Here is a 13,896-nt window from a genome sequence, read left to right on the forward strand (position 1 = left end):
TGCAATTTCATGAAAAGTAAACAGACAGAAATCAAAAATCACATCCGACCTAACGAGAAACGGATCAATTAATACTAGTCCTATACCACCCCCTCACCTGAGGCAGACACGAACCACACCAAAACCAATCTCAAATAACTGAATGATCACCACAACTCATTGATATTTATAACGAAATTCCACAAACGACACTCCCAAAAATCTCGATAAATCAGCGAACACAAACTCCGGCAGATCACAAAAACTATTCTCACCATAATCTCAAAATCAACCCCACTCTTATCTCGATATAAATGACACATTTGTCAACAAATTACCCGATGACGGAGTGACGAAATCGGCAAATGATGGTTAGAATCGGCGCCTCATAACTTCTGATCGATATTGACTACACCATGCGGATCGAAAAGCCGCTCTGGCATGAAGGGCTGATTCTCACGCAGCAGCATTTCCAGCAGCAGGACCGCTGGAACGGGTTCGCGCTGCAACAACTGGCGTCGGCGGTCGCCGCGTCGCCGTGGGGAACGCTGAACGTCGATGTCGACGAAGAAGCACTGGCGTCCGGCCGTCTGAAGCTCACGCGGCTGCGGCTACGCTTTCCGGACGGCACGCCGATCGACACGACCATCGCCGACGCACTGCCGCCCGCGCGTGACCTCGGCCGCGAAATTCCCGCCGATACCCAGACCGTCGACGTGCTCGCCGCACTCGCGCTGCCCGACGCGAACGGCGGCAACTGCCGTTTCGACGAGACGGCGTTGGCCCGTCCGCGTCGCGCGTATCGGGAGTTCGTGAAGGTGGTGGACCTGAACGGCGCGGGCGAAGCCGAAATCGCAGCCGAGCGCCACGCCGTCCGCTTGCTGTTCGGCCACGAATCGCACGCAGACGACACCGCATGCGCAATCACTCGCCTGACGCGCACGACGAGCGGCCAGTTTCAGATCGATCGCGAATATGTACCGCCCTGTCTGTCGCTGTCGGGTCATCCGCTGCATATCGAGCGCATCCGGCGGCTCGCGGATATCCTCGCCGCCAAGAGCGCGCTCCTCGGCGCGCGCCGCAGCGAACGGATCGAACAGGTTGCCGAATACGGCGTCGCCGACGTCCAGCTCTTCTGGCTCCTGCACTGCATTCATCAGGCGTGGCCGCAACTGCGCTTCCTCGCGTCGCATCCCGCGCAGCCCACGGATCGCCTGTACCAGGTGCTCGCGCAATTGGCAGGCTCGTTGAGCACTTTCTCGACACACGTGTCGCTGACCGACATCCCGCCTTACGATCATGCCGGCGCACACGAGGTGTTCGCGACGCTCGAGGCGTTGATCCGCGATCTGCTCGACGCGATCATCCCGTCGCGGGTCGTGTCGATTGGGCTATCGCACACAACGCCGACCACCTGGGCCGGCCGGTTCCTTGACGAGCGGATCGTCGAGGGCGCGGCGGACTGGTACCTGTCCGTCAATGCGGCGCTACCGGCGTTCGAGCTCGTCGAACAGTTCCCGCGCCTGTGCAAGATCGGTGCGCCGGACGACGTCGAGCACATCGTCAATTCCGCGGTGGCGGGGATTCCGCTCAAGGCCGTGCAGCGCGTGCCGGGCGCCATTCCGGTGCGGCTGGACAACCATTATTTCGCGCTGGATGCGCACGACGCCGCCCATGCGCGGATGCTGGCCGCGCGCGCTTGCCAGATCTATCTGCCGGCGTCGATTCCCGACGCATCGATCGAACTCTACGCGGTGCTGCGCTGATGAACGCCATCGTCTCCACACGTCACGATTCCGCGTTGCTGGCGCGGGAGCCATCGTCCAGCCACGCGGCCGGGCCTTCGATGCGTGCGCTGCTGCGCGATACGGCACTGCTCGTCGCGCAACTGTCGAGCGGCGGCGAGGTCGACAACCCGGAAGGGCTGCGTCAGCAGTGCGCCCGGCTCGTCGCGCAGTTGGCGACGGCACTCGATGCACAGGGGGTCGCCGCCGACATACGGGACGATTTGCTCGTCGCGCAATGCGCGCTGATCGATGAAACCGCGCTGCGGCATCTGCCCGCCGCCGACAAGGCGAACTGGGAGTCCAGGCCGCTGCAGGTCGACCGGTTCGGCACGCACGACGCAGGCACGCGCATTTACGAGCGGCTCGAGTACCGGATGCGCGAACCCTCGCCGAACGTCGATCTGCTCGAATGCTATGCGGCCATTTTCGGTCTGGGATTTCGCGGCCGCTACGCCGCTCGCGCGGGCTCGTCGGCGGACGCCCACGAGGGCGAGGCAACGCGTCTGGCATTGCTGGCCGCGCTGGTCGCGCAAATCGATCGATTGCGGCCGGCCGTGCGGCCGGGGTTCGTCACCGATCGTTCTAACACGCGACTGATCGACCGGCTCAGGCATCTGTCGCCATGGGCGATCGCCGGAACGGCCTGCGTGATCGCGATACTCGCATGGTTCGCGTGGGATCGCATTCTCGACGCGGAACTGGCGCAACTCGTCCAGAAAGTGAAGCGGCCGTGACGTCGGATACCCCTCTCCCGCGGGTGGCGACCCACGTCGAATCCGATGCCGCAAAGGCGGCGCTGTCGGGTCTCGGCTATCCGCTGCGCACGATCGTCACGCTATCCGCGACGCTCGCGCTGGCTATCATCGGATGGGTTTTGGCCGTCGATCGCGGCGTCATGTGGGGATTGACGGCGAGCGTCGCTGTGCTTTCCGCGCTCGTCGTCTGGCTGCATTCGCGCCGGCTGACGCGTGCCCGCGAACGGAACGTGCACGTGCTTGCGCAACTCGGCGCGGCCACCGCCGACCTGCCCGTCGCACTCCGCACGAAAATGCCGCTCGCGCTCGTCACCGGCGACGGCCTGTCCGCCTTGTTCGATCGCGATACGGCGCGCGCACGTTTCGTTCACGTCGGCGACGGCGCAATCTGGCTGCGCGCCGATCGCCCGCAGGATCTCGCCCGGCTTGCCGTCGCCGTCCGTCAGTGGCGGGACGGCCGTGCACCCGATTGCGTCGTGCTCTCGGTCGCGCCCGGCCTCCATGCGAGCGACGATACGTTGTCGCAGAACCTGCGCGTGATCCGGCAGGCCGTCGCCGATGCGTGTCGCATGCTGGGCACGTCGCTGCCGGGCTACGTCGCCGTCTATCAGCGACTGTCGGATGCGAGCGTGGCGACGAAGGCTGCCGCCGGCGCGTCGGCGGCGCAGTGGTACGGCATGTCGACCGGCTCGGCCATCGCGAATCTGCACGGCTTCGACACCGCAATCGAGGCGGCCGAGTCGGACGCACTCCATGCCGACGCAAATCCGGCCGTCTCGGCCCGCGCCGCCGGAATCGCGTCGATCGTCGGATGGACCCGCCGTCTCGTGTTCGACACGCTGACGGACCGACGTCAGCCCGCGTCGCCGTGGCCGCTGCTCGGCGCCGGCTGGATCGATCACGGCCCGGCGTCCGGCCCAGGCAAACCATGGGAACGCGAAGTGCGCGCGCTGACGCGTATCACGCCGGCCGCATTGCCCGCGTCGCCGCTCCCGTGGCCCTTTCCGCAACCGCTGATCGATACGATGCCGCGCCGTGCGTGGCGATCGCCGCGCATCGCCGCGGTCGCGCATGCGATTGCGATCGTCGCGTGCGCGGCGGTCGTCGCCATCTGCGCGGCCGCCCGGAACAATGAAACGCTGATGGCCCGCGTCGGCGAGCATCTGGAACGCTACAACCGCATCCCCGCCACGCAGGACACCGCGAAGCGCGACGCGCTGCTGTCCCTTGCAGCGGACCGCGATCAACTCGACCGATACGCCCGCGTCGGCGTTCCGCTGCGGCTGTCGTTCGGCACCTATCGCGGCGCGCAGCTGCTGCCGCTTCTCGACGACGCGATCGCCTCTTACGAACCGCCCCCGCCGCCGCCCGCCGTCGTCACGCTGGACAGCATGTCGCTGTTCGACAGCGGCAACGCGCGGCTCAAGGCCGGCACCACGCGCGCGATGGTCGATGCGCTCGACCTCATCAAGGCTCATCCGGACAAGCGCGTGCTCGTCGCCGGTTACACGGACGATCGGGGTCGGCCCGATCGGAACCTCAAGCTGTCGATCGATCGCGCGTCGGCCGTGCGCGACTGGCTCGTCGATGCATCGGGCATCCCGCCGACGCAGTTCGCGATCCAGGGCTACGGCGATACACGGCCGGTCGCGGACAACGCGACACCGCAGGGGCGAGCGAGGAATCGTCGGGTCGAAATCACGCTCGTTCCCGATACGCCGGCGCCGGCCCTCCCGACGGGCGCCGCGCGGTAATACGCAACATTTTTGGGTCCCGGGGCGACGCCTCGGGCTTGTCAGCGCCGGAACGCCGTTCCGGCGATTCGCAGTACGAAAAGAAGGAGTGAACAAATGGCAATTCCGGCCTACATGTGGCTCAAGGACGACGGTGGCGCGGACATCAAGGGCTCGGTGACCGTCCAGGATCGCGAGGGCAGCGTCGAACTGGTCGCGTTCGACCACGGGGTGCACATCCCGACCGACGGCAATACGGGCAAGCTCACCGGCACGCGCGTGCACAAGCCGATCATGCTGACGAAGGAAACGGACGCGTCGACGCCGTACCTGTACAAGGCCGTGACGAGCGGCCAGACGCTGAAGTCGGTCGAGATCAAATGGTATCGGATCGACGACGCGGGCAAGGAGAAGGAATACTTCAACACGAAGCTCGACAACGTGAAGATCGTCGCGGTAAAGCCGAAGATGCTCGACATCAAGAACCCCGACTACGAAAAGCACAACCATCTCGAAGACGTGGAACTGCGCTACGAGACGATCACGTGGTCGTACAAGGACGGCAACATCATCCACAAGGACACGTGGAACGAACGTTCCTGACGTGTTGACCGGCCGGCGGAATCCGGTGCGTGCGCGCGCCGGATTCCGCCGGTTCGCATGCGCATCGACGGATGCGCGCCCTCTCCCTCTCCTGATCCGCTACCGACATGACGCCGCCGCTCCGGGACGCTTCCCATCTCATTCGCCGTCTCAATCCTCATTGCACGCGTGCGCTCGAAGCCGCTGCAAGCCTTTGCCAGACCCGGCTCGCCGACGAAATCGCGGTCGAGCACTGGGTGCTGAAGCTGATCGAGGCGGACGACGGCGATATTCCGGCGATCCTGCGTCACTACGATCTCGACATCGATGCCGTCTGGGACGCGATGATCGACGCGATCGACCGCATGCCGCGTACGCTGCGCGGCGTGCCGGCGTTGTCACGGCAGCTCGCCACGGTGATCGAGGACGCATGGGCGCAGGCGGTATCCGACGACCGCGACGGCGCCATTCGCTCCGGGCATCTGCTACAGGCGATCGTCGACGCACCGCATGTGCTGCGCACCCAGCGGGCATGGCCGCTGCTGTCGGTTTCGAGTACGCAGATCAGGCGTGTGCTGCCCCGGCTCGGGCGGCGCTCGTGCGAAAACGCATGCGACGAAACGGTATCGACGTGGGAAACCGCCCCGGCCGGCAGTCAGCGCGGCGCCGGGACGGCGGCATCGACCACCACCGGCAACGCGGCCCCGCATGCGCCGCACGTGCCGGCGCGCGCGATCGACGGCGATGCGCTCGCCCGTTTCGCGCTCGATCTGACCGAAAAGGCGCGCGGAGGCGAGATCGACCCGGTATTCGGCCGCGACCGCGAGATCCGGCAGATGATCGACGTACTCGCGCGCCGCCGCAAGAACAATCCGATCCTGGTCGGCGAACCAGGCGTCGGCAAGACCGCGCTCGTCGAAGGGCTCGCGCTGCGTGTAGCAGAAGGCAGCGTGCCGGAAACGATCCGCGACACGCGCATCCTGACACTCGATCTCGGCTTGTTGCAGGCCGGTGCGGGCGTCAAGGGCGAATTCGAGCAACGCCTGAAGAACGTGATCGACGAAGTGCGCGCGTCCGAAACACCGATCCTGCTGTTCATCGACGAAGCCCATACGTTGATCGGCGCAGGCAACCCGGCGGGCGGCGCCGATGCGGCCAACCTGCTCAAGCCGGCACTCGCGCGCGGGGAATTGCGCACGATCGCGGCCACCACGTGGGCCGAGTACAAGCAGTATTTCGAGCGCGACGCCGCACTCGAACGGCGCTTCCAGGTCATCAAGGTCGACGAACCGGACGACGACACCGCCTGCCTGATGCTGCGCGGGCTCGCGAGCCGCTATGCGAAGCATCACGGCGTGCATATCCGCGACGAAGCGATCGTCGCGGCCGTGCGGTTGTCGCGCCGCTATATTCCCGCGCGACAGTTGCCGGACAAGGCAGTCGACCTGATCGACACGGCCGCCGCACGCGTGCGCATGTCGCTCGACGTGCCGCCCGCGGAACTGCAGCAGGCGCGTGCGACGCTGGCGGCGCTCGAACTGGAGCGCGCCGCGCTGGACGCGGACCGCCACGCCGGGATCGCCGCTGTCGCCGAACGGCGTGCGTCGATCGACACGGAATACGATACCGCCCGCGACGCCGCCGACAGGCTGCTGGATCAGTACACGCGGGAACGCGAACTCGTCGGCGCCGTGCATGCCCTTCGCGACGCAACGAATCAGATGGTCGATCCGGCGGCCGTGTCGGATGCGCTCGATGCGTTGTCGGCCGTTCAACGCAAGTCGCCGATGGTTGCCGCCGACGTCGACGCGCCGTCCATCGCGCGCGTCGTCGCCGAATGGACGGGCGTACCGGTCGGCAACCTCGTCGAGGACGAACTGCGCAACCTGCTCGCCCTCGAAGCAACGCTGGCGACGCGCGTGGTCGCACAAGACGATGCGATCGCCGCATTGGCCGAGAGCCTGCGCACCGCCAAGGCCGGCCTGAAGAGCGAACACACGCCGCTCGGCGTGTTCCTGCTGGCCGGGCCGTCCGGCGTCGGCAAGACCGAAACCGCGCGAGCGCTGGCCGACCTGTTGTTCGGCGGCGACGCCGCGCTGACGACCATCAACCTGTCGGAGTACCAGGAAGCGCATACCGTGTCGCAGCTCAAGGGCTCGCCGCCCGGCTACGTCGGCTACGGGCGCGGCGGCGTGCTGACCGAAGCCGTGCGTCAGCGGCCGTACAGCGTGGTGCTGCTGGACGAGGTCGAAAAAGCGCATCGCGATGTGCTCGACATCTTCTATCAGGTATTCGACCGGGGCACGATGCGCGATGGCGAAGGGCGCGAGATCGATTTCCGCCACTGCGTGATCGTGATGACGTCCAATCTCGGCAGTGCGCAAATCGACGATGCGACGGCTGAGGACGCATCGATCACGCAGGCGGCATTGCGGGAAGTCATTCACGCGCAACTGGTCGCGCATTTCCAGCCGGCACTGCTCGCGCGGTTCCAGACGCTCGTCTATCGGCCGCTCGATGCCGCGGCGCTCGCGTCGATCGTGCGCATCAAACTGAACATGATCGCAGCACGCCTGCACCGGCAACACGGCGTGACACTGACGTGCGCGGACGATCTGATCGACTCGATCGCGCGGCACTGCGTATCGCGGGAATCGGGCGCACGCAGCGTCGATGCGTTCCTGAACCAGCGCGTGCTGCCCGTCGTGTCCCGCGAATTGCTTGCGCGGATGGCATCGGGCATCGCGCCACGGCAGATCTCGTTGTCCGCGACTGCCGAAGGCACGTTGACGATCGATTTCGTCGATGCGCCGACGGCCGGCGACGACGGCACCGAACGATGGAGCCGACAATGACCGCCGGCCCGTCGCTGTATGACATGCTGCTCGGCCAGATCGGCGGCGAACCGATCGGCGCCTACGACGACCGGACGCTTGAATGCCTGAGCGTCCAGCAGAACGTCCGCCGTATTCTCAATACGCGAGCCGGCGCGCTCAAGCATCTACCCGACTACGGGCTGCCCGACCTGACGAACATCTACAAGGCATTGCCCGCGTCCGCGCATTTGCTCAAGCAGCAGATGGAAGCGACGCTGTTGAAATACGAACCGCGCATTCGCGCGATCGACGTCGCGATCGTCGACAACCGCGATCCCGGCATTCTCGTCAGCTTCGAGATGACCTGCCATCTGAAGAACGCCGGGCTCGTGCGCTTCGGCACCTACTTCGAGCCGCCGGGCCGCCTGCATGTCGTCCGGCGCATCGACCCATCGTGATCGCGCACGATCAACCCTCGTGCGCCAGATGCGCACTAAATCCGACCTTCCCCGGCGCGATCCCGTCCTTCAGCGTCAGTGCCGGAATCTCGTAATCGCCCGCGTTCTGCCGGCGAAACGGAATCGGCTGCGTGGTCCACAGATCGTCGAGACGCCGGCCGAGCGCCGCGCGCGTTTCGTCGAAGCGCGCCGCGTTCATCTTGCCCGTCCGATAGATCACGAATGGCGGCAGCACGTCGAACCCCGGGTAGTACAGCATGCCGTGCTGGATCGGGAACAGCAGGTCGTCGATCGGCCCGTTGATGCCGCGCGGGCTATAGTGCGGTTCCCACCCGCCCGTCGTGACGATCACCATCGCCCGCTTGCCGGCGAGCGACCCTTCGCCGTAGCGATCGCCCCAATGCGTGTCGGAATGCTCGCCGACACCATAGGCAAACCCGTACGCGTACACGCGCTCGAACCAGCCCTTCATGATCGCCGGCATCGAGAACCACCACAGCGGAAACTGCAGAATCACCGCGTCGGCCCACTTCAGCTTGTCCTGCTCGCGCGCGATGTCGTCGCGCTGCGTGCCCGTCTCGAACGCGCGCTTCGAATCGAGCGCCGGATCGAAGCGATCGTCGGGCGCACGGCCGGTCATGTCGTGCGCATCGAGCGTCGCCTTCCAGTTCATCGCGTACAGGTCGGTCACTTGCACCGTGTGGCCGGCCGCTTCGAGGTGCGCGACGGCGAAGTCGCGCAGCGCGCCGTTCAGCGAGCGCGGCTCGGGATGGGCATACGCGATCAGCACATTCATGTTCGTCACTCCGTGGATTGAATGGCTGCAGGATGCCGCCTTCAGCGGTATATTTGAAATGAATTCCTGATATCCCAGGTATAGCGATGAATAATCTCAGAAGGCTCGATCTGAACCTGCTCGTCACGCTCGACGTGCTGCTCGCCGAGCACAACGTCACGCGGGCGGCCGAGAAACTGAACATGTCGCAACCGTCGGTCAGCGTCCAGCTGCAGAAGCTGCGCGACGTGTTCGGCGATCCGCTGCTGTTGCCGGGGCCGCGCGGGATGCGGCCCACCGCGCGCGCGGAAGCGCTGCGCGAGCCGTTGCGGGAGGCGCTCGAGGCCGTCGAGCGGGCCGTGGTTCCGGCCACGCCGTTCGACCCTGCAACCGCGACGAACACGTGGCGCGTGGCCGCGACCGACTACGGCGAATCGACGATCGTGCTGCCCGCGCTGCACACGCTGCGCTCGACCGCGCCCGCCACGCGGCTCGCCGTCGTCGAGCTCGTGCCGCCGCGCATCGAGCAAGACGCCGAACGAAACGGCATCGACCTGGCTTTTCACACGACCGAAGGCTCGCCGCCCGGCATGCGGCGCCTGCCGCTGTTCGTCGAGCGTTACGTCCTGATCGGCCGTGCCGGCCATCCGAAGCTGAAGCGGCGACCCACGCTCGCGCAGTTCGGCTCGCTCGAACACGTGATCGTGTCGCCCGACGGCGGCGGCTTCTTCGGCGTGACGGACGAAGCGCTCGCGAAGGTCGGCGCCGCCCGGCGCGTCGTGCTGTCGGTGCCGCACTTTCTGTTCGTGATGTCGGCCGTCGCGAGTACCGATCTCGTCGCGATGGTGCCCGAACGGCTGGTGCGCGACGTGCCCGCGCTGCGCGTGGTGGACGCCCCGGTCGAGGTGCCCGGCTATGAAATGTCGATGCTGTGGCACGAGCGCATGCATCGCGATCCGGCGCATCGATGGCTGCGGGAGACGATCGCGGCGACGGTCTGACACGCCGGTCGCGGCGCGGCTGACATCTGCTGTCACCGGGGGCTTGAAAGTCGGTCGATCACTGTATATATTTACAGTGTTTCTGCGTCATTTGACCCGAATTCCATCATCCCGAGACGGTCTTTAGTGAGGCGACCATGTTCCAGTCATCCGCATTCGATCCCGAGCAACCCGGCTTCAATCCCGTCCATTTCGAGCGCGCCGCGCAGCGGGCGGTCGTCGATCTGCAGCGTGTCGTCAGCGGCCCTGCCCAGCGGGCGCTCGGCCTGCGTCGCCGCACCCACCCGGCCGCCGTCCGCACGATGAGCTGGCAGGCGCTGCTGAACGTCGAGGAGCTGGCATTCTCGAATGCCGGTTTCCTGAGCCGCAACGAGCCGGCCGTCGTCGATGCATTCATCCGGCTGCGCGACAGTCGGCTGGTCGCCGCGGACGTCGAGGAGCCGGTCGACTGGCGCCGCGACGACGACGACCTGCCGGCCGTCTATCTGATCGTCAAGGCGATGCTCGAAGCGGAAGAGGAAGAACGGGCCGAAGCGGCCTGAGCCGCGCGGGCCTTGCGCGGCTGCGTTCTGCCGCACGTCGGGTGGCAGCGCGATCGACGCGGCCGCTCATCGGGTTCGGCTTCCGCGGTTCGACGCATCGGCGCAGCGCGCGACAAGCCCCGCCCGCCGCGGATCACCGCCGGGTGACTGCCGCCGGGCGAACGGCGCAGCAACGCCCGTTACAGCCGCGCCGCCAGCCGCGCCCCCTGGTCGATCGCACGCTTCGCATCGAGTTCGGCGGCCAGTTCCGCACCGCCGATCAGGTGCACCGAGCGCCCGGCCGCCTGCAGCGGCGCGAGCAACGTGCGCTGCGGCTCCTGCCCCGTGCAGAGCACGACCGTGTCGGCTTCGATCAATTCGTGATCGGTGCGCTGCTCGCCGTACGACACGTGCAATCCGCGTGCATCGATCAGTTCGTAATTCACGCCGCCGATCATCTTCACCTGCTTCATCTTCAGCGTCGCACGGTGAATCCAGCCGGTCGTCTTGCCGAGGCCCTTGCCGAGCGGTGCGGCCTTGCGCTGCAGCAGCGTCACTTCGCGCGCGGGCGCCGACACCCGCGCACGCGTCACGCCGCCGCGCGTCGCGGCCGGGTCGGTCACGCCCCACTCGGCCTTCCACACGTCCAGATCGAGCGCCGGCGACTCGCCGTCCTGCACCAGATATTCGGCGACATCGAAGCCGATCCCGCCCGCGCCCACCACCGCGACCCGTCGGCCGACCGGCTGCCTGCCCGCGAGCACGTCGATATAGCTGAGCACGTTCGGCCCGTCCTGCCCCGGAATCTTCGGGTCGCGCGGCGCGACGCCGGTCGCGAGCACGATTTCGTCGTAGCCGCCCGCGATCAGGTCGCTCGCGTCGACGCGGCGGTTCAGGTGCAGCTTCACGCCGGTCAACTCGACCTGCCGGCCGAAGTAGCGCAACGCTTCGTGAAACTCCCCCTTGCCCGGGATCCGCTTCGCCATGTTGAACTGGCCGCCGATCTCCGGCGCCGCGTCGAACAGGTCGACCTGATGGCCGCGCTGCGCGAGCACCGTCGAGCACGCAAGCCCGGCCGGCCCCGCGCCCACCACCGCGATGCGCTTCGACTGCGGCGCGGGCGTGTATTTCAGCTCCGTCTCGTGGCACGCACGCGGATTCAGCAGGCACGACGCGATTCGGTTCTTGAACGCATGATCGAGGCACGCCTGGTTGCAGCCGATGCACGTGTTGATTTCGTCGGCCCGGCCCTGCGCCGCCTTGACGACGAACTCGGGATCCGCGAGCAGCGGGCGCGCCATCGACACCATGTCCGCGCAGCCGTCCGCGAGAATCTGCTCGGCCACTTCGGGCCGGTTGATCCGGTTGGTCGTCACGAGCGGAATGCCGACCTCGCCCTTCATCTTCTTCGTCACCCACGCGAACGCGCCGCGCGGCACCGACGTCGCGATCGTCGGCACGCGCGCCTCGTGCCAGCCGATCCCCGTGTTGATGATGGTCGCACCCGCGCGCTCGACCGCCTTCGCGAGCTGCACGGTTTCGTTCCAGTCGCTGCCATCCGGAATCAGGTCGAGCATCGACAGCCGGTAGATCAGGATGAAGTCGCGGCCGACCGCTTCGCGCGTGCGCTCGATGATCTCGATCGGCAAGCGGATGCGGTTCTCGTACGACCCGCCCCACTGGTCGCTGCGCTTGTTCGTATGCATCGAGATGAACTGGTTGATCAGGTAGCCTTCGGAGCCCATGATCTCGACGCCGTCGTAACCGGCTTCGCGCGCCAGCGTCGCGCAGCGCACGAACGCGCGGATCTGCCGCTCGACGCCGCGCGCGCTCAGTTCGTGCGGCGCGAACGGCGAGATCGGCGACTTGATCTTCGACGGCGCGACCGCGAACGGGTGATAACCGTAGCGGCCCGTATGCAGGATCTGCAGCGCGATCTTGCCGTCCTCCGCATGCACGGCATCCGTGATCTCGCGATGCCGGCGCGCGGCGGCCGACGTCATCAGCGTGCCGCCGAACGGCTTGGTCCAGCCGGCCACGTTCGGCGCGAAGCCGCCCGTCACGATCAGGCCGACGCCGCCGCGCGCGCGCTCGGCGAAATATTCGGCGAGACGCGGCAGCGTCTTGCGGCTGTCCTCGAGGCCGGTATGCATCGAGCCCATCAGCACGCGGTTCTTCAGCGTCGTGAAGCCGAGATCGAGCGGAGCGAGCAGGTGGGGAAAGGGGGTCGTCATGATGATTCGGCCAGTAAGCGATGCCTGCCATCGTAGGCGGGCGGCGCCTTGAACGTGAGGGGGCAAACAGCCATAATGCTTGTCATTTCCGGCCAAAACGACATGACCTCCCCGTCTCGCAAGGACCGCCTCGGGCTGCGCCGGCCGACGATTCCGGTCGCCTATACGCGCCTGCTGCTGCAGGCGCTGGCCGCACGCGGCGTCGATCTGGCCGCCGTGCGTGCCGGCACGGGCCTGCGCGACGCGGTGCTGGCCGAACCGGATGCACGCGTCGCGCCGTCGCAATGGGGACGGCTCGTGCTCAACGCGATCGAGATCGGCGGCGATCCGGGTATCGGGCTCGCGTTCGGCCTGCTGCTGAAGCCGACCGTGCACGGCTTTCTCGGCTATGCGACGCTGACCGCGCGGGACATCCGCGAAGCACTGTCGGTCACGCAGCGCTACTTCCGGATGCGCAATCGCCAGTACCGGCTGACCTATGCGGAAGACGAACGTGGCGCGACGCTCGAACTGCACGGCGTGCAGGCGAATCCCGTGCTGCAGCATCACGTGATGTTCGAATTCGTGCTGACGGGGCTCGCGCAGAACATCGCGCAATGGGCCGGTCGCCCGTCGCCGCCGATCAGGCTGCAATTCGCGTGGCCGGAGCCCGCGTATTTCGCGCGCTACCGCGATACGTTGCCGCCGGTCGAATTCGGCTGCGCAGCCAATGCGCTGTGGGTCGCGCACGACGTGCTCGACTGGCCGCTGCCGCTCGCCGATGAAGTCGCGCACCGGCAGGCGCTCGTGCAGGTGGAGCACGAATATGCGCAGGTGCGGCAGGAGGAAGGCGATCTGGTCGAGCGGGTTCGCGCGGAGCTGGCGCGCGCCGCCGGCGAATACCCGGGGCCCGACATGCTCGCCGAGGCGCTGCTCGTGTCGACGCGCACGTTGCGGCGCCGGCTCGAGGAAGCCGGTTCGAGCTATCGGCAATTGCTCGACGAAGCGCGGTTTCGCGACGCAAAGCAGTTGCTCGCCGCATCGGATCTCGACCTGAAAACGATCGCCGAGCGGCTGCAATTCACCGACCCGGCGAATTTCACGCGCGCGTTCCGGCGCTGGGCCGGGCAAACGCCGAGCGCATACCGGGAAGCGGGTGCGGCGCGCGACTGATACGCAACCACTGGCGACACGAGACACCGGCCCGCGATTTCACCGGTACTGCGCGTCGCGTTCAGCTTGATCGTGTGGCCCGAGGTGCATGCCGCGACGAGCG

General features: G+C 66.7%; 11 protein-coding genes. 9 read left to right on the forward strand and 2 right to left on the reverse strand.

The window, feature by feature from the left end; all coding sequences use genetic code 11:
- Positions 1 to 395 precede the first annotated feature (395 nt).
- The 6 genes from tssK to tssE all read left to right on the forward strand — a co-directional run bounded on the left by tssK (position 396) and on the right by tssE (position 8,110).
- The gene (gene tssK / locus WS64_RS23270) at positions 396 to 1,745 is read left to right on the forward strand and encodes a type VI secretion system baseplate subunit TssK (protein WP_060967816.1); all 1,350 of its coding nucleotides are present in this window, start codon (positions 396 to 398) and stop codon (positions 1,743 to 1,745) included.
- The gene (locus WS64_RS23275) at positions 1,745 to 2,500 is read left to right on the forward strand and encodes a DotU family type IV/VI secretion system protein (protein ID WP_060967817.1); all 756 of its coding nucleotides are present in this window, start codon (positions 1,745 to 1,747) and stop codon (positions 2,498 to 2,500) included. Before tssK ends, WS64_RS23275 begins: the two co-directional genes overlap by 1 nt.
- A complete protein-coding gene (locus WS64_RS23280; protein WP_060967818.1) occupies positions 2,497 to 4,275 on the forward strand; it encodes an OmpA family protein in 1,779 nt (592 codons plus the stop codon). Before WS64_RS23275 ends, WS64_RS23280 begins: the two co-directional genes overlap by 4 nt.
- Positions 4,276 to 4,371: 96 nt before the next feature.
- On the forward strand, positions 4,372 to 4,857 hold the full coding sequence (locus WS64_RS23285; protein ID WP_059575329.1) for an Hcp family type VI secretion system effector: 486 nt from the start codon (positions 4,372 to 4,374) through the stop codon (positions 4,855 to 4,857).
- A 107-nt stretch (positions 4,858 to 4,964) separates the two neighbouring features.
- Positions 4,965 to 7,691: a type VI secretion system ATPase TssH gene (gene tssH / locus WS64_RS23290; RefSeq protein ID WP_060967819.1), complete on the forward strand. Its 2,727-nt coding sequence runs from the start codon at positions 4,965 to 4,967 to the stop codon at positions 7,689 to 7,691.
- On the forward strand, positions 7,688 to 8,110 hold the full coding sequence (gene tssE, locus WS64_RS23295; protein WP_059575349.1) for a type VI secretion system baseplate subunit TssE: 423 nt from the start codon (positions 7,688 to 7,690) through the stop codon (positions 8,108 to 8,110). The genes tssH and tssE overlap by 4 nt, the downstream gene beginning before the upstream one ends.
- A gap of 10 nt (positions 8,111 to 8,120) precedes the next feature.
- Here tssE and WS64_RS23300 read toward each other — a convergent pair whose 3' ends face one another.
- Positions 8,121 to 8,906: an NAD(P)H-dependent oxidoreductase gene (locus WS64_RS23300; RefSeq protein ID WP_060967820.1), complete on the reverse strand. Its 786-nt coding sequence runs from the start codon at positions 8,904 to 8,906 to the stop codon at positions 8,121 to 8,123.
- An 86-nt stretch (positions 8,907 to 8,992) separates the two neighbouring features.
- Here WS64_RS23300 and WS64_RS23305 point away from each other — a divergent pair, with 86 nt between their 5' ends.
- Together WS64_RS23305 and WS64_RS23310 are read left to right on the forward strand one after the other, a co-directional pair.
- Positions 8,993 to 9,886, forward strand: a complete 894-nt coding sequence (locus WS64_RS23305) for a LysR family transcriptional regulator (protein ID WP_060967821.1) — start codon at positions 8,993 to 8,995, stop codon at positions 9,884 to 9,886.
- A 137-nt stretch (positions 9,887 to 10,023) separates the two neighbouring features.
- Entirely contained in the window at positions 10,024 to 10,428 is a 405-nt protein-coding gene (locus WS64_RS23310; protein ID WP_059575323.1) for a DUF2471 family protein, read from the forward strand.
- Between the two features lie 179 nt (positions 10,429 to 10,607).
- Here the strand turns inward: WS64_RS23310 and WS64_RS23315 are convergent, their stop codons facing one another.
- The gene (locus WS64_RS23315) at positions 10,608 to 12,641 is read right to left on the reverse strand and encodes an NADPH-dependent 2,4-dienoyl-CoA reductase (RefSeq protein WP_060967822.1); all 2,034 of its coding nucleotides are present in this window, start codon (positions 12,639 to 12,641) and stop codon (positions 10,608 to 10,610) included.
- A 75-nt stretch (positions 12,642 to 12,716) separates the two neighbouring features.
- Between WS64_RS23315 and WS64_RS23320 the strand changes: the two genes are divergently transcribed.
- Complete coding sequence (locus WS64_RS23320) at positions 12,717 to 13,793, forward strand: AraC family transcriptional regulator (protein ID WP_060967823.1); 1,077 nt, start codon at positions 12,717 to 12,719, stop codon at positions 13,791 to 13,793.
- Positions 13,794 to 13,896 lie beyond the last annotated feature (103 nt).

The sequence above is a fragment of the Burkholderia anthina genome, from assembly GCF_001547525.1.
Lineage (GTDB): Bacteria > Pseudomonadota > Gammaproteobacteria > Burkholderiales > Burkholderiaceae > Burkholderia > Burkholderia semiarida.